Genomic DNA, 16,277 nt, shown 5'->3' with positions numbered 1-16,277 from the left:
CCCGCCCGGGCGGGCATACTAGGCCAGTCTCCATCCTTGGTACGCCAAACCCCATGCTTCGCGCCCTGATCCTACTCGCCCTGTCTTGCCTGCTCGGCCCGGCCTTCGCCGATGAGCGTGCACAGACCCAGCAGCAACTGGACGCCACCCGCCAGGACATTGCCGAGCTCAAGAAGACGCTGGGCAAGCTCCAGGAAGAAAAGGCCGGCGTGCAAAAGGACCTCAAAGCCACCGAGACCGACATCGGCGACCTCGAAAAACAGGTGGAGGCTTTGCAGCAAGAACTAAAAAAGACCGAGGGCGATCTGGAGCGCCTTGATACCGAGAAAAAAAAACTCCAGAGCGCCCGCGTTGAACAGCAGCGACTGATTGCCATACAGGCCCGTTCGGCCTACCAGAACAATGGCCGCGAGGAATACCTCAAGTTGCTGCTGAACCAGCAGAACCCCGAGAAATTCGCCCGCACCCTGAGCTATTACGACTACCTGAGCAAGGCGCGCGTGGAGCAACTGCGCACCTTCAACGAAACGCTGCGCCAACTGGCCAACGTCGAGCAGGATATTGCCACCCAGCAGCAACAGTTGCTGGCTCAACGCGCCGACCTCGACAGCCGCCGCCAGGCGCTGGAAACCGAGCGCGGCAAGCGTCAGCAGGTGCTGGCCAAGCTCAACAGCGACGTGAAAGACCGAGACCACAAACTGCAAAGCCGTGAGCAGGACCAGGCCGACCTGGCCAAAGTGCTCAAGACCATCGAGGAAACCCTGGCCCGGCAGGCCCGCGAAGCTGAAGAAGCGCGCAAGAAAGCCTTGCTGGCCCAGCAGGAAGCGGAAAAACGCCGCCAGCAGGAAGCCCTGGCCGCTGCCGCTGCCCGCGCCCAGGCACGCGAACCCGCAGAGCCTGTAGAGCCACCGAAAAAGGCCCGCAGCACCCTCGGCCCTATCGTTTCGACCGACGGCGCAAGCTACGGCGGCGCATTTTCTTCAGCACGCGGAAAACTTCCGTGGCCCGTCAACGGTCGATTGCTGGCACGCTTCGGCGATGCCCGTGGCAGCGACGCGCGCGCCAAGTGGGACGGGGTGATGATAAGTGCCAACCCGGGCACCCAGGTGCGTGCGGTACACGGCGGGCGCGTGGTGTTCGCCGACTGGTTGCGCGGTGCCGGGCTTCTGGTCATTCTCGACCACGGCAACGGCTACCTGAGCCTGTACGGCCACAACCAGAGCCTGCTCAAGAGCGCCGGTGATATCGTAAAGGCCGGTGAAGCCATTTCCACCGTTGGCGACAGCGGTGGCCAGGACGCGGCAGGCTTGTACTTCGCCATCCGCCAGCAAGGCCGCCCGACCGACCCTTCGCAGTGGTGCCGGGGCTAGTCAAATTTCTACGGCGTAGCCTGAATGCTGCGCCGATGCTCCCCAGGGAGCGCCTACAGGATCAGGAGTTCGTTCGACATGCTGCACTCGCCTCGTCTCACCCAGCTGGCCCTGTCCATCGCCCTGGCGGTCGGCGCGCCCCTGGCTATCGCCGCAGAGCCGGCCAAGGCCGCTGCAGTGCCCGCCACCGAGGTGACCGCCAAGGCGCCGCTGCCGCTGGAAGAGCTGCGCACCTTTGCCGAAGTCATGGACCGCATCAAGGCGGCCTACGTCGAACCGGTAGATGACAAGACCCTGCTGGAAAACGCCATCAAGGGGATGCTCAGCAACCTCGACCCGCACTCCGCCTACCTTGGCCCAGAGGACTTCCAGGAGCTGCAGGAAAGCACCAGCGGTGAGTTCGGCGGGCTGGGCATCGAAGTGGGCCAGGAAGACGGCTTCATCAAGGTGGTCTCGCCGATCGACGACACCCCGGCTTCGCGTGCCGGCGTGCAGGCCGGCGACCTGATCGTCAAGATCAATGGCGCCCCGACCCGTGGCCAGACCATGACCGAAGCGGTCGACAAGATGCGCGGCAAGATCGGCGAGAAAATCACCCTGACCCTGGTGCGCGACGGCGGTAACCCGTTCGACGTGACGCTGGCCCGAGCGGTCATCCAGGTCAAGAGCGTGAAGAGCCAACTGCTGGAGAACGACTACGGCTACATCCGCATCACCCAGTTCCAGGTCAAGACCGGCGACGAAGTGGGCAAGGCACTGGCCAAGCTGCGCAAGGACAACGGCAAGAAGCTTCGGGGCGTGGTGCTGGACCTGCGCAACAACCCGGGCGGCGTGCTGCAGTCGGCGGTGGAAGTGGCCGACCACTTCCTGACCAAAGGCCTGATCGTCTACACCAAGGGCCGCATCGCCAACTCGGAGCTGCGCTTCTCGGCCGACCCGGCCGACGCCAGCGAAGGCGTGCCACTGGTGGTGCTGATCAACGGCGGCAGCGCCTCGGCCTCAGAAATTGTCGCCGGCGCCCTGCAGGACCAGAAGCGGGCCGTGCTGATGGGCACCGACAGCTTCGGCAAAGGTTCGGTGCAGACTGTGCTGCCACTGGCCAACGACCGCGCCCTGAAGCTGACCACTGCGCTGTACTTCACCCCCAATGGCCGCTCGATCCAGGCGCAAGGCATCGTCCCTGACATCGAAGTGCGCCCGGCCAAGCTCACCGCCGAAGTCGACACCGACAATTTCAAGGAAGCTGACCTGCAGGGGCACCTGGGCAACGGCAACGGCGGTGCCGACCGCCCGACCGGCAGCAGCAAGCGCAAGGAACGCCCGCAGGATGACGACTTCCAGCTGAGCCAGGCACTGAGCCTGCTCAAGGGCCTGAACATCACCTCGGGCAAATGATTCAGCCCATGCGCTTTCTGCTGTGCCTGCTGTTCGGCCTGTTGGCCGGTTTCGCGCAAGCGGCACCGGCCACCAAGGCCTACATGAGCATCATCATCGACGACCTGGGCCAGAGCCCCGAGCGTGACAGCCGTACCCTCGCATTGCCGGGGCCGGTGACCATGGCGATCATGCCCGATACCCCCCATGCCACCGACTTCGCCCGCCAGGCGCACAAGGCTGGCAAAACGGTGATCCTGCACATGCCCATGGACCCGGCCACCGGGCCCTATGCCTGGCACCCGGGCATTGCCATCGAAGAACTGGCCCGGCGCCTGGACGCCGCCCTGCTCAAGGTGCCCTACGCTGCCGGCATCAACAACCACATGGGCAGCCGCATGACCGCCCAGCGCGAGCCAATGGCCTGGCTGATGGGCGAGTTGCAGCGGCGGCACCTGTTCTTTGTCGACAGCCGTACCAGTGCGGCCACGGTCGCTGCCGCCGAAGCGCAGGCACAGGACCTGGCGCATGTTTCGCGGGATGTGTTCCTCGACGACGTGCGCACTACCGAAGCGATTAACGCACAATTGCAGCAGGGCATCGCCGTTGCCCGCAAGCAAGGTTCGGCGGTGCTGATCGGGCACCCTTATCCACAGACCCTGGAAGTGCTGGAGCGCGAGTTGCCGAAGCTCAAGGGCCAGGGCATCGAACTGATAAGGCTCAAGCAGATGATTGCCGTGCGCAGCAACCTGGCGATGCCGGGGCACGGCAAGAACGGGCGCTACGCCAACCGCTGAAAATGCTGGGGCTGCTATGCAGCCCTTCGCGGGCACGCCCGCTCCCACAGGAATCTCACAGACCTGAGGCTTACGCGATCCCTGTGGGAGCGGGCGTGCCCGTGAAGGGCCGCACAGCGGACCCAATAAAAAACCCGCTCACAGGAGCGGGTCTTTTGTACCTCAAAGGCGATCAGCTATACACACGCCCCAGCAACTGGCGGTGGCTTTCGAACTGGTCCAGCACATCCCGCACGATCTGCTCGGGCGCAAAGCCCATCAGGTCGTACTCCTGACTGCCATCGTGCAGGTACACCTCGGCACGGTAGAAGCGCTGGCTTACTTGGGGCTCTCCTTCCACCGGTGCCTCACTCGGCGCAGCCATATAGCCATCCAGGCTCACCTCATAAACGAACGGGTTACCCTCGTCCATCATCACCCGCAGGCCCATCATGTTGCGCGACTGGCCGACGCGGGTTTCCACCTCGAAGCCCAGAGTCTGCAACTGTGCGGCGGCGTCTTTCAGCGCTGGGCTGACCTGCTTGTCCATGAAGCGCTGTACCACCGCCTGGGTCGGCTGCAGTTCCAGCTGGGTCAGACGCTCGCTGAAGCCGCGACGGCCACGGGCGGCCAACTCGGCACGCTCGCGCTCAACCACCATGTCCTGCTTCATGGCCTTGTACAGGCCAAACATGAACAGCACCAGCACCACCGAGAACGGCAGGCCAGCCAGCACCACCATGGTCTGCATGGCTTCGAAGTTACCGGCAAACAGCAAGCCGATGGTGACCAGGGTGATGATCACCGACCAGAACACCACCATCCAGTGCGGGGCGTCTTCGTCAACCTTGCCGCCTTTGCACGACAAGTTGGCCATCATCACCGCGCCGGAGTCGGCCGGGGTGAGGAACAGTACGAAGCCGACGAACACCGCTACACCGATGACGATTTTGGCGGCCGGGAAGTATTCCAGCAGCTGGTAGATCGACATCGAGGGTTGCTCAAGCGCGGTTTTGCCCAGCTCCACGGCGCCCTGGTTGATCACCAGGTCCAGCGCGGTGTTGCCGAAGATCGACAGCCACGCCAGGGTGAAGCCCAGCGGGATCAGCAGCACGCCCATGACCAGTTGGCGCACGGTGCGGCCCTTGGAGATACGGGCAATGAACATGCCGACGAATGGGCCCCAGGAAATCCACCACGCCCAGTAGAACACGGTCCACAGGCCCAACCAGCGTTCGGACTTGTCACCCGAACCTTCGTAGACATACAGGTCGAAGGTCTTCAGCACGATACCGTTCAGGTAGTCGCCAACGTTCTGCACCAGGCCGTTGAGCAGGTGCAGGGTTTCGCCACCCAGCAGCACGAAGATCAACAGGCCGCTGAACAGCATGATGTTCAGGTTGGACAGGCGGCGGATGCCGTTTTCCACACCCGAAACCGCCGCCACGGTGGCCACACCCGCCATGACCAGAATCACCACCAGCAGGTTGGTCTTGCTGTGGTCCATGCCGAACAGGTACTCAAGGCCGGACGACACCTGCATCGAACCGATACCCAGGTTGGTCACCAGGCCGAGCAGGGTGACGAACATGCCGAAGATGTCCACGGCATTGCCGGCAGCGCCCTTGACCCAACGCTCGCCGACCAGCGGGTACAGCGCCGAGCGCAGTGCCAGCGGCTGGTTGTGGCGGTAGGCAAAGTAACCCACGGCCAGGCCGACCAGGGCATAGATTGCCCAGCCGTGCAGGCCCCAGTGCAGGAAGGTCAGCTGCAGGCCCTGGCGCGCGGCCTCAAGGCTGGCGGGGGTGCCTTCCGGTGGGTTGAAGTAGTGGTCCAGCGGCTCGGACGCGCCGAAGTACAGCAGCGAAATACCAATGCCTGAAGAGAACAGCATGCCGGCCCAGGCGCCGTAGCTGAAGTCCGGCTGGTCGTCCTTGCCGCCCAGCTTGAGGCTGCCGTAGTCGGAGAACGCCAGGTAGATGACAAACACCAGATAGCTGCAGATGACCAGCATGTAATACCAGCCGAAGGTGCGCGTCAGCCACTTCTGGGCCACGCCCAGCACCTGGCCGGCAGTTTCGGGTACAGCGATCAGCAAGGCAGTCAGAACAAGGATCAACAGCGCAGAGGTGAAGAACACCACGCGGTTGACCCGTACCCTCTCGGCGGGGGGTTTGGTAAGGGAGGCAGAACTCATTGCACGAATGCTCCGGGCAGTACGGCTGTGGAGGCTAATCAGTCTTTCCTGCGCAATTGGTGGAATATCCCCACTGCGTCAGGTGTTATAAAAGCACCTTGGAAACCGTGATCCCGAATCGATACGTTGCAAAAAACAGACAGGTGGCCTGCTGATAAATGCCACGCCTTCGCAAAGGTGCGCGCATTCGTCACAGATCACCCCGCCCGCTCCAAGGGCCTGTCGCAGGGCCTGGGGCCGCACGGCAGAATCTGCATTTCGCATCGCTCATGCCCGTCAACGCCTTGTATTCCGGGGGTTACACGATTTCCTGGGGTGTCAATTCGTGCCTTCTCGACAGCCTTGAAAACTGTCAATGGAACAAATTGTCGCAGAGCTTATTCTTTATTGATTGAACGTTCAATCAAAACAAAATAGACTGGCCTTCGCCGAGTCAGCCGCCCGTCGTCTGCTCGCAGGCCTGAGGAGATAGCAAGATGCCCAAGGTCGGTATGCAACCCATCCGCCGCCAGCAGTTGATCGAAGCCACGTTGCAGGCGGTCGATCAGGTCGGTCTGGGGGACGCCAGCATTGCGCTGATTGCCCGTTTGGCCGGTGTGTCGAACGGCATCATCAGTCACTACTTTCGGGACAAGAATGGCCTGATCGCAGCGACGATGGGTTACATCATGAGCATGCTCAACGAAGGTGTCAGAGCACGCCGCCAGGCCCTGACGGACGACAGCCCGCGCGCTCACCTGAAAGTGATCATCGAGGGCAACTTCGATGCCAGCCAGGTGAACGGCCCGGCAATGAAAACCTGGTTGGCCTTCTGGGCTTCCAGCATGCACCAGCCCGATTTGCACAGGTTGCAGCGGATCAACGACCACCGCTTGTATTCCAACCTGTGCTGCCAGTTCCGCCGCGTATTGCCGCTTTACCATGCGCGCAAGGCAGCCCGCGGCCTGGCGGCCCTGATCGACGGCTTGTGGCTGCGTGGTGCCCTGTCGGGTGATGCATTCGACACTGACCAGGCGATACGGATTGCTTACGAATACATGGATCTACAACTGGCTAAACAGCACACCCTGAGCACCAACGACCAGGCCGCTGAACAAGCACGCACGGCCCTTGCCAACCCGGCAGGAGCGTGACGCGCAAGCCAAACCACACACTGCACTTGCGAGGACACTATGGCCCGTTTCGGAACGCAAAAACTCTACATTGATGGCGCTTACGTCGACGCTGGCAGCGATGCCACCTTCGAAGCCATCAACCCGGCCACCGGCGAAGTCCTCGCCCACGTACAGCGTGCCACCGAGGCTGACGTCGAGAAGGCTGTGCAAAGCGCCGAGCGTGGCCAGAAAGTCTGGGCTGCGATGACCGCCATGCAGCGCTCGCGCATCCTGCGCCGCGCCGTCGACATCCTGCGCGAGCGCAACGATGAGCTGGCCCAGCTGGAAACCCTGGACACCGGCAAGTCGTACTCCGAAACCCGCTACGTCGACATCGTTACCGGCGCCGACGTGCTGGAGTACTACGCTGGCCTGGTACCGGCCATCGAAGGCGAGCAGATTCCGCTGCGTGAATCGTCCTTCGTCTACACCCGCCGCGAGCCACTGGGTGTGACCGCAGGTATCGGCGCCTGGAACTACCCGATCCAGATCGCCCTGTGGAAATCGGCCCCGGCCCTGGCCGCCGGCAACGCGATGATCTTCAAACCATCGGAAGTCACTTCGCTGACCACCCTGAAACTGGCCGAGATCTACACCGAAGCCGGCCTGCCAAATGGCGTGTTCAACGTTCTGACCGGCAGTGGCCGCGAAGTCGGCACTTGGCTGACCGAGCACCCGCGCATTGAAAAAGTTTCCTTCACCGGCGGTACCACCACCGGCAAGAAAGTCATGGCCAGCGCCTCCAGTTCCTCGCTGAAGGAAGTCACCATGGAACTGGGCGGCAAGTCGCCACTGATCATCTGCGCCGACGCCGACCTGGACAAGGCCGCCGACATCGCCATGATGGCCAACTTCTACAGCTCGGGCCAGGTGTGCACCAACGGCACCCGCGTGTTCATCCCGGCTGAAATGAAGGCCGCCTTCGAAGCCAAGATCGCCGAGCGCGTTGCCCGCATCCGTGTTGGCAACCCGGAAGACGAGAACACCAACTTCGGCCCGCTGGTCAGCTTCGCCCACATGGAAAACGTGCTGGGCTACATCGCCAAGGGTAAAGAAGAAGGCGCCCGCGTACTGTGCGGCGGCGAGCGCCTGACCGAAGGTGATTTCGCCAAGGGCGCCTTCGTGGCCCCGACCGTGTTCACCGACTGCAGCGACGACATGACCATCGTCAAGGAAGAGATCTTCGGCCCGGTCATGAGCATTCTGTCCTACGAGACCGAAGAAGAAGTGATCCGCCGCGCCAACGACACCGAATACGGCCTGGCCGCTGGCGTGTGCACCAACGACATCACCCGCGCCCACCGCATCATCCACAAGCTGGAAGCCGGTATCTGCTGGATCAACGCCTGGGGTGAATCGCCAGCCGAAATGCCGGTTGGCGGCTACAAGCAGTCGGGCGTCGGCCGTGAAAACGGCGTCAGCTCGCTGGCTCAATACACTCGCATCAAGTCGGTCCAGGTCGAGCTGGGCGGCTACAACTCGGTCTTCTAAGGCCTTGTCCAGCCCCGCCCGTGCCACTGCGCACGGGCGTTCCCGCTCCCTGATCACCGCCAACACGAGGGTACTTTCATGTCCCAAGAATTCGATTACATCATCGTTGGTGCCGGCTCGGCCGGTAACACCCTGGCGACCCGCCTGACCGAAGACGCAGGCGTCAGCGTCCTGCTGCTGGAAGCCGGTGGCCCCGACTACCGCTTCGACTTCCGCACCCAGATGCCAGCCGCCCTGGCCTTCCCGCTGCAGGGCCGCCGCTACAACTGGGCCTACGAGACCGACCCGGAGCCGCACATGGACGGCCGCCGCATGGAATGTGGCCGTGGCAAGGGCCTGGGTGGCTCTTCGCTGATCAACGGCATGTGCTACATCCGCGGCAACGCCATGGACTTCGACGGCTGGGCAGAACTGCCAGGCCTCGCAGACTGGACCTACCTCGACTGCCTGCCGTACTTCCGTAAAGCCGAAACCCGCGACATCGGCCCGAACGACTACCACGGTGGCGAAGGCCCGGTCAGCGTTGCCACGCCAAAGGCTGGCAACAACCCGCTGTTCCACGCCATGGTCGACGCCGGCGTGCAAGCCGGTTACCCGCGCACCGAAGACCTCAACGGCTACCAGCAGGAGGGCTTCGGCCCGATGGACCGTTCGGTCACCAAGAACGGCCGCCGCTCCAGCACCGCCCGTGGCTACCTGGACCAGGCCAAGAAGCGCCCGAACCTGACCATCGTCACCCACGCCCTCAGCGACCGCGTGCTGTTCGACGGCAAGCGCGCCGTTGGCGTGACCTACCTGGTCGGCGACAGTGAAGAGCGCGTTGAAGCCCGCGCCCGCAAGGAAGTGATCGTCAGCTCCGGCGCCATCGCATCGCCGCAGCTGCTGCAACGCTCCGGCGTCGGCCCGCGCGCCCTGCTCGAAAGCCTCGACATCCCGGTTGTGCACGACCTGCCGGGCGTGGGCGAGAACCTGCAGGACCACCTGGAACTGTACCTGCAGTACGCCTGCACCCAGCCGGTGTCGCTGTACCCTTCGCTGCAGTGGTGGAACCAGCCGGCCATCGGTGCCGAGTGGATGTTCAAGGGCACCGGCATCGGCGCCAGCAACCAGTTCGAGGCAGGCGGTTTCATCCGTACCCGCCCTGAATTCGAGTGGCCGAACATTCAGTACCACTTCCTGCCGGTAGCGATTAACTACAACGGTTCCAACGGCGTGAAGGAACACGGTTTCCAGGCCCACATGGGCTCGATGCGCTCGCCAAGCCGTGGCCGTATCCAGGCCAAGTCGAAGAACCCGCGCCAGCACCCGAGCATCCTGTTCAACTACATGGCGACCGAACAGGACTGGCAGGAGTTCCGCGACGGCATCCGTCTGACCCGCGAAATCATGGCCCAGCCGGCGCTGGACCCCTACCGTGGTCGCGAAATCAGCCCGGGCGCCGACGTGCAAACCGATGAACAGCTGGACAAGTTCATCCGCGAGCACGCCGAAACCGCCTTCCACCCGTCCTGCTCGTGCAAGATGGGCACCGACGACATGGCCGTGGTCGATGGCGAAGGCCGCGTGCACGGCATGAAGGGCCTGCGTGTGGTCGATGCGTCGATCATGCCGATCATCATCACGGGCAACCTCAACGCCACCACGATCATGATCGCCGAGAAAATCTCGGACAAGATCCGCAACCGCAAGCCTTTGGCGCGCAGCACTGCCAAGTACTACGTGGCCAACGGCGCGCCGGTGAAAGGCAAGCCTATGCGCGAAGTGAAACAAGGCTAATTCCTTGCCCTTTCGCCAAGGTTGGCCGGCTTGACGCCGGCCAACCTCACCAGCTGACAGGCTGGCCAGGCACCTGCCCCTCAGGTGCCGCCATGCGCCACCTCTACACGCTCTTCTCCCCTTCTCCAGCGCCCCATCCGGGCCATTCCCCAATTGCCTCCCGGCAACAATCACGCTCGCTGCCAGTCACCTCGTCGGGTTTTCGGCACCGATGAAACATCCGTCATAAATTTGGATCCTAATTTCAGAATGCCATATTCTGCGCAAGCCAGGAGGCCAGCGTAGCCCCAGTGGCATCCCTTACAAGACGAGAACAAACATGGACTGTTGGCAAATCGAGCTGTTGCATGCACTGGAACGTGCTGGCGATGAGAACGTTATTTTCGCGTTAATCATGGAGGCCAGCCTCGCGCTGGATTTCAACTACTGCGCCTATGGCCTGCAGGTGCCGTACCCGCTATCGAGCCCCAAGGCGATCATGCTGAACAACTACTCAGCCTCGTGGCAGGAGCGCTACAGCAAGGCCAGGTACCTTGAAAGCGACCCCACCATTCTGCTCGGCCGCCAGTCGGAGCGGCCCATACTCTGGAGTGACCAGCTGTACGCAAAAACCCCTGAACTGTGGGAGGAAGCCCGCGGGCACGGTCTGCACAATGGGCTGTCGCAGTCGATGCTCAACACCGGCGGCAGCTGTGCGATGTTCACCGTGGCCCGCAGCGAAGCCATCAGCGAGCGCGAGCTGCACCATAACGGCGACAAGCTGCGCTGGCTGGCCAGCACCGCCCACGCTTCACTCAGCTCGATCCTCAACCGCCGGCACAGGAGTGCCGAGGCCCCCGAATTGACCGAGCGGGAGCGCGAAGTGCTCAAGTGGACAGCAGATGGCAAGTCAGCCAGTGAAATTGCCGACCTGCTGACACTGTCCAAAAACACCATCGACTTCCACATCAAAAACGCCGTGCGCAAGCTCAAGACCGCCAACAAGACCGCCGCAGTAGTGCGCGCAGCCATGCTCGGGCTGTTGTTCTAGGCACTGTACGAAAAGCCTGATCACAAATGGATTGCGCTGTACTGTAGGCGCTCAACGCAGCATCACCGAGTATCAAGGCTTTTCGTACAGAGCCGAACACCCTTGGCAAACCGTAAACATGACAGTGATGTGAAGCGCACCCTACTGTTTTTGGTAGGTTACACATTCAGTAACTGTTGTATCTAATAGCTCCGCCAACGAATGTTCGCGGAGCAAAAGAAATGGAATTCATCACGGGTACGTTGGAAACACTGGACGCCAGTATGCGCTCGGCCATGGCGCATTATCGATATCAGGTCTTTGTCCGCCAATTGGGATGGGAACTGGATTGTGAAGAAGACTCAGAGTTCGATCAGTTCGACCGGGAAGATACCGTTTATATCCTTGCCCGGGACAACCAGAAACAAGTGGTCGGTGTGGCGCGTCTATTGAGTACTGCCACCCCTTATTTGCTAAGCGAAGTGTTTCCCGAACTGATGGCCGGCCAGCCGCTGCCAGCCAGCGAGCAGGTCTGGGAGCTGTCGCGATTCGCCGCAGCCGGCGCTTCGCCGTGCCGCGCCGAGCGGCAGATCTCTTCGCCCAATGCTATTGCGCTGATGCAGGCGACATTGCGCTGTGCCGCGGAGCACGGGGCGCGCAAGTTGATAACGGTGTCGCCGCTGGGCATTGAGCGCCTGCTGCGCAAGGTAGGCATAGATGCCTCGCGCGCTGGCCAGGTATGCAGCAAATACGGCCAACCCTTGTATGCCTCCTGGATCACTGTGAACTGATCGGCGAACGCTTCGCCATTTGTTCCCACTTCACCTGACTGGAAAATAACATGAGCCTCGACCTGATCAATGATCATTGGTACGCGAAAGCGACGGTGCGTAGTACGCCGCGAATTATCGTCCCTGATTATGACGGTGAACAACTGATCTACCCTGTTTCGCGCTGCGCCATGTGTGAACACCCGACTATTCAAGCGCACGGGAAGGGCATCAAGAACTACCTGTTGACCCAGGCCGCCTATCAATTCCTGTACAACGTCGGATTACTGGAAACCAAGTTTATTATCCAGTGCTGCCTGGACATGCTGCACGATAAATTCCCCGGCATTGGCAACGTAGAAAAACTCCAGGCCCTCACTGTAATCATCGACGAGGGATACCATGCCCACGTGGCGCTGGATTACCTCACGCAGATGAATGAAAAAAGCGGTATCGAGGCTATCGAAGTGCCGCAGACAAACCAGAAGCTGGATGCGACCGCCCGCGCCTACGCGCAATTGCCCGAAACGCTGCGCACCGAGTTCCAGCTGCTGGCCGTGACCATCGCCGAGAATGTGCTGACCGACGAAGTGGCCAACCTTGGCCGTGAGCGCGCGCTGAGCAAGTCCTTCACCACCCTGATGGTCGACCACGTTCGTGATGAAGGGCGCCATTCGCGGTTCTTCGCCGACGTGATGAAAAAGCGCTGGCCTACTCTGCCGGAAAGCACCCGTGAGCGCTTCGGCCTCATGCTGCCCGCCTACCTCGATGACTTCCTGGACCTCGACCCCGAGCGACGATTCGAACGCCGCATGCTGGCCCATTGTGGCCTGACACCAGAACAGGCCGAACAGGTGATCCACGAATCCGACCCGACCTTCCACGCCGACCACGCGCGCATGAAGAAATCGATCCTCCAGCGCTTGTACCGGCTGCTGCGACAGATGGGCATCCTCGACCTGCCACAGGTCAGGGAAGCCTTTGCCGACCGTGACTACGCCAGCGCCTGAGTGGAGGACAACGGCCGTGAAAACCCTGATCGTCGACAACTTCGATTCGTTTACCTACAACCTTTTCCAGTTCATGGGCCAAGTCTGCGGCGAAGAGCCTGATGTCTTCACCAACGACGTGTCACCCGCCGACATCGACCTGGACCGTTACGCCGCCATCATCATTTCGCCCGGCCCGGGCACTCCAGCGCGCAAGGCAGACATCGGCCTCAGCGAGGATGTCATCCGCGATGCCCGCGTGCCGGTGCTGGGTGTGTGCCTGGGGCACCAGTGCATGGCCCACCTGCACGGGATGGACGTAGTCCACGCCCCCGAACCGATGCACGGGCGCCTGAGCCGCATCAGCCATGACGGGCAGGGCGTGTTTGCCGGGCTACCTGCCGACCTGACCGTAGTGCGCTACCACTCGCTGATGGTGCGTCAGGTCAAATCGCCGTTCGTCGTCAGCGCCTGGGACCAGTCCGGGATGATCCATGGCATCCGCCACAAGGACAGGCCACTGCACGGTATCCAGTTCCACCCCGAATCCATCTGCACCGAGGCGGGCCTGCAAATGCTTGGCAACTTCCGCGACCTCGCGCACCAGCACCATGCCGGCCTGTGCCGCTAGCCCTCGCCAGCCTTTCCGGAGATTCCTGATGAGCGACAACCGTGTCGAATTCCGGGCCTTTGACCATGTGCCCGACACCCTGGCGGCCTTCGAGCAAGAGTTCGCCCAGTCCCCGGCCCGCTTCCTGCTGGAGAGCAGTGTGGTGATCCCGGGGTTCTCCCGCTTTACCTTCATGGGCGATTCGCAAGGTCGCTGGGCCGAGGTACTGCGCTACAAGCAGGACAGCGCCAGCGTCGAGATAAGACGCTTGGAGGGTACCCTGCACGAACCCGCCGAGGACTTTCTCGCGTGGTTCGGTGAGCGCATGCTTGCCCAGCACACCCCCTGTCCCGAACAACTGCCATTCGACTTCAACCTGGGTTATGTCGGGGTACTGGGCTACGAACTGAAGGTGGCTACCCTGGCCGACCCGGTCTGGACATCACCTGCCCCGGATGCGTGCTTCATGCTCGCCACCCGCATGCTGGTGATCGACCATCAGGAAAACCGCAGCTACCTGTTGCACCTGGTCAAGGATGAATATGATCTGCCAGGTGCCAGCAGTTGGCTTGAACTAGCCGGCAAGCGCCTGCAGGCAATGCCTGCTGCCCAACCTTTGGCCAGGCGACCCCGGCGCATGTCCCTGGACCAGGTCGAGCAGTGGATCGCTGCCCATGCCAACGCCCGCCATGCAAAATCAGCCTACATCGACAAGATCCTTGAAGCTCAGCGCCAGATCGTCGATGGCGAAACCTATGAAGTCTGCCTGACCAACCTGGTGGAGTTGCCGTTCGAGCATAGCGCCTATGCCCTCTATCGCATCATGCGCGAACTCAGCCCGGCGCCGCACGCGGCCTATTACGCCATCCCCGGTTTCGAGATGGCCAGTTCGTCCCCCGAGCGCTTCCTCAAGGTGGACCGTGATGGCCTGGCCGAAGCCAAGCCGATCAAGGGCACCCGACCACGCAGCGACGATGCCCGGGAAGACCAACGCCAACTCGACGACCTGCGCCAGGACGAAAAGGACCTGGCCGAGAACCTGATGATCGTCGACCTGCTGCGCAACGACCTCGGCAGGGTGTGCCAGATCGGCACGGTGAAAGTGCCGGGGCTGTTCGTGGTGGAAAGCTACTCTCACGCTCACCAGTTGGTCTCGACCATTCAGGGCCAACTGAAACCTGGTATGCAGGCAATCGACTGCATCAAGGCCAGCTTCCCCGGCGGCTCGATGACCGGCGCGCCCAAAAAACGCACCATGCAGATCATCGGCGAACTCGAACAAGGCGCCCGGGGCACCTATTCGGGCTCTCTGGGATGGCTTTCGTTGGGCGGAGCCTGCGACCTGAGCATCCTTATCCGCAGCGTCGCTGTGCATGACGCTCGCGCCCGTTTCGGTGTTGGCGGGGCCATCACGGCACTGTCCGACCCGGAAAGCGAATACGTCGAGACCGTGGTCAAGGCCAGCGGCGTGGTAGAGGCAATCGCCCTGCTTGACGAGGTGTGCGCATGACTACCGACACTTGCCCGAATGAGAGGTTAGCGATCGTCGTCGGGGCCGCCGGCTCGATCGGGCGCATGCTCTGCGAGCAACTGAATGCCACCGGCCTGAAGGTACTGGGCGTCGACCTGGAACCTGTGCCGTCACCACAGGGCTATGAGGCAATGCAGGGCGATATCTGTGCACCCTCCACGTCCCTGTGCCAACACCTGGCAACAGCGCACCTGCTGGTGCTGGCGCTTTCGGAACAGGTATTGCTCAAAGCGCTCCCCGCCTTGGTGCCGCATCTGGCGCTGGACTGCTTGCTGGTCGAGACACTGTCTATCAAAAGTGCCTTCGCCACGCTGGTCCGCGATGTGTCGCTGCCGCAGCCGGTGGCCGGGCTCAACCCGATGTTCTCTGGCGACCTGGCCCCCGAGGGGCGACCGGTGGTGGTCGTGCCTTACCAAGCCGACGCAGCATTCGACGACCTGCGCGAACGCCTGGTAAGCCGCGGCATGCGCCTGTTTACGCTGACAGCGCAGCAGCACGACCAGGCCATGGCCCTGTTGCAAACCGTCGGTCACTCCATGGTCCTTGCCTTTGGCCACACCTTGGCCAGCAGCGGTGTGCCGCTTGCGCAACTGATCGAACTGGCCCCCCCACCGTTCAAGGTCATGCTCTGCCTGCTAGCCCGCATGATGACCAACCACCCGGACGTGTACTGGGAGATCCAGGCCGGCAACCCGGCGTCGGCAGCTGCACGCGAGCAAGCATTCGCCCAGTTGCAACGCCTTGATGGGCACGCCCGCAACGACTCCCACATCGAGTTCCTGGCCGCCATGGCCAGCCTGCGCAACCACCTGGAACATGCCCAACCACAACTGGCGGCAAGCTGCAGGCAGTTGTTCGAAGTGGTTCAGGCACAAACACCGGGGACCGAAGGCGGCAGCGCTGCCTTAGGCAGCCATCGCGAACGCATCGACCGTATCGACGATCAGCTGATCGACCTTGTCGCACAGCGGCTGGACATCATCCGCGAGGTGGCCGACAGCAAGAAGGGCAGCAATACCCCGGTGATGCAGCCAGAACGGGTCAGGCAGGTGCTCAGCCGCTGCACTGCGCGCGGGCGCACGCTCAATGTCCCGGCAGAACTGATCAAGCAGCTTTATCACGCCATCATCGAACAGTCCTGCCAACTCGAATACGACGTTATCGGCGGCCCTCGCCAGGCACTGCGTGCCGTCACACCGGAAGTGTTTTCACAGACAGGAGTCCGCTGAA

Annotated in this window: 13 protein-coding genes; 12 read left to right on the top strand and 1 reads right to left on the bottom strand. The window is 62.2% G+C overall.

Annotated elements, in window-relative coordinates; genetic code table 11:
* Positions 1 to 53 precede the first annotated feature (53 nt).
* The 3 genes from P0Y58_04015 to P0Y58_04005 all read left to right on the top strand — a co-directional run bounded on the left by P0Y58_04015 (position 54) and on the right by P0Y58_04005 (position 3,541).
* Entirely contained in the window at positions 54 to 1,370 is a 1,317-nt protein-coding gene (locus P0Y58_04015; protein ID WEK31370.1) for a murein hydrolase activator EnvC, read from the top strand.
* A gap of 78 nt (positions 1,371 to 1,448) precedes the next feature.
* Positions 1,449 to 2,765, top strand: coding sequence for a S41 family peptidase (locus P0Y58_04010; GenBank protein ID WEK31369.1), 1,317 nt, complete (start codon positions 1,449 to 1,451; stop codon positions 2,763 to 2,765).
* An 8-nt stretch (positions 2,766 to 2,773) separates the two neighbouring features.
* Positions 2,774 to 3,541 (top strand): divergent polysaccharide deacetylase family protein, encoded by a 768-nt coding sequence (locus P0Y58_04005; GenBank protein ID WEK31368.1) that lies wholly within the window; start codon positions 2,774 to 2,776, stop codon positions 3,539 to 3,541.
* Between the two features lie 172 nt (positions 3,542 to 3,713).
* Here P0Y58_04005 and P0Y58_04000 read toward each other — a convergent pair whose 3' ends face one another.
* Positions 3,714 to 5,660: a BCCT family transporter gene (locus tag P0Y58_04000; GenBank protein ID WEK33270.1), complete on the bottom strand. Its 1,947-nt coding sequence runs from the start codon at positions 5,658 to 5,660 to the stop codon at positions 3,714 to 3,716.
* A 533-nt stretch (positions 5,661 to 6,193) separates the two neighbouring features.
* Here P0Y58_04000 and betI point away from each other — a divergent pair.
* The 9 genes from betI (at position 6,194) to P0Y58_03955 (ending at position 16,276) form a co-directional block, all read left to right on the top strand.
* Entirely contained in the window at positions 6,194 to 6,850 is a 657-nt protein-coding gene (gene betI, locus P0Y58_03995; GenBank protein WEK31367.1) for a transcriptional regulator BetI, read from the top strand.
* 39 nt (positions 6,851 to 6,889) lie between these two features.
* Complete coding sequence (gene betB, locus P0Y58_03990) at positions 6,890 to 8,362, top strand: betaine-aldehyde dehydrogenase (protein WEK31366.1); 1,473 nt, start codon at positions 6,890 to 6,892, stop codon at positions 8,360 to 8,362.
* 78 nt (positions 8,363 to 8,440) lie between these two features.
* The gene (gene betA, locus P0Y58_03985; protein WEK31365.1) at positions 8,441 to 10,138 is read left to right on the top strand and encodes a choline dehydrogenase; all 1,698 of its coding nucleotides are present in this window, start codon (positions 8,441 to 8,443) and stop codon (positions 10,136 to 10,138) included.
* 319 nt (positions 10,139 to 10,457) lie between these two features.
* Complete coding sequence (locus P0Y58_03980; GenBank protein WEK31364.1) at positions 10,458 to 11,168, top strand: autoinducer binding domain-containing protein; 711 nt, start codon at positions 10,458 to 10,460, stop codon at positions 11,166 to 11,168.
* Positions 11,169 to 11,389: 221 nt separating this feature from the next.
* On the top strand, positions 11,390 to 11,938 hold the full coding sequence (locus tag P0Y58_03975) for an acyl-homoserine-lactone synthase (protein WEK31363.1): 549 nt from the start codon (positions 11,390 to 11,392) through the stop codon (positions 11,936 to 11,938).
* A gap of 50 nt (positions 11,939 to 11,988) precedes the next feature.
* The gene (locus P0Y58_03970) at positions 11,989 to 12,927 is read left to right on the top strand and encodes a diiron oxygenase (GenBank protein WEK31362.1); all 939 of its coding nucleotides are present in this window, start codon (positions 11,989 to 11,991) and stop codon (positions 12,925 to 12,927) included.
* 16 nt (positions 12,928 to 12,943) lie between these two features.
* Positions 12,944 to 13,537 carry an aminodeoxychorismate/anthranilate synthase component II gene (locus P0Y58_03965; GenBank protein WEK31361.1) on the top strand — a complete coding sequence of 198 codons (594 nt, stop codon included), beginning with the start codon at positions 12,944 to 12,946 and terminating at the stop codon, positions 13,535 to 13,537.
* Between the two features lie 28 nt (positions 13,538 to 13,565).
* Positions 13,566 to 15,026: an aminodeoxychorismate synthase component I gene (gene pabB / locus P0Y58_03960; GenBank protein WEK31360.1), complete on the top strand. Its 1,461-nt coding sequence runs from the start codon at positions 13,566 to 13,568 to the stop codon at positions 15,024 to 15,026.
* Entirely contained in the window at positions 15,023 to 16,276 is a 1,254-nt protein-coding gene (locus tag P0Y58_03955) for a prephenate dehydrogenase/arogenate dehydrogenase family protein (protein ID WEK31359.1), read from the top strand. The genes pabB and P0Y58_03955 overlap by 4 nt, the downstream gene beginning before the upstream one ends.
* Position 16,277: the final 1 nt, after the last annotated feature.

Source organism: Candidatus Pseudomonas phytovorans (assembly GCA_029202525.1).
GTDB lineage: Bacteria > Pseudomonadota > Gammaproteobacteria > Pseudomonadales > Pseudomonadaceae > Aquipseudomonas > Aquipseudomonas phytovorans.
The sequence above is the reverse complement of the archived record's forward strand: the minus strand, read 5'-3'. Positions and strand labels throughout refer to the sequence as shown.

Excerpts from the sequence above, each read along its gene's own strand:
- P0Y58_04015 (WEK31370.1), top strand. The coding sequence starts at position 54 with ATGCTTCGCGCCCTGATCCTACTCGCCCTGTCTTGCCTGCTCGGCCCG.
- P0Y58_04010 (WEK31369.1), top strand. The coding sequence starts at position 1,449 with ATGCTGCACTCGCCTCGTCTCACCCAGCTGGCCCTGTCCATCGCCCTG.
- P0Y58_04005 (WEK31368.1), top strand. The coding sequence starts at position 2,774 with ATGCGCTTTCTGCTGTGCCTGCTGTTCGGCCTGTTGGCCGGTTTCGCG.
- betI (WEK31367.1), top strand. The coding sequence starts at position 6,194 with ATGCCCAAGGTCGGTATGCAACCCATCCGCCGCCAGCAGTTGATCGAA.
- betB (WEK31366.1), top strand. The coding sequence starts at position 6,890 with ATGGCCCGTTTCGGAACGCAAAAACTCTACATTGATGGCGCTTACGTC.
- betA (WEK31365.1), top strand. The coding sequence starts at position 8,441 with ATGTCCCAAGAATTCGATTACATCATCGTTGGTGCCGGCTCGGCCGGT.
- P0Y58_03980 (WEK31364.1), top strand. The coding sequence starts at position 10,458 with ATGGACTGTTGGCAAATCGAGCTGTTGCATGCACTGGAACGTGCTGGC.
- P0Y58_03975 (WEK31363.1), top strand. The coding sequence starts at position 11,390 with ATGGAATTCATCACGGGTACGTTGGAAACACTGGACGCCAGTATGCGC.
- P0Y58_03970 (WEK31362.1), top strand. The coding sequence starts at position 11,989 with ATGAGCCTCGACCTGATCAATGATCATTGGTACGCGAAAGCGACGGTG.
- pabB (WEK31360.1), top strand. The coding sequence starts at position 13,566 with ATGAGCGACAACCGTGTCGAATTCCGGGCCTTTGACCATGTGCCCGAC.
- P0Y58_03955 (WEK31359.1), top strand. The coding sequence starts at position 15,023 with ATGACTACCGACACTTGCCCGAATGAGAGGTTAGCGATCGTCGTCGGG.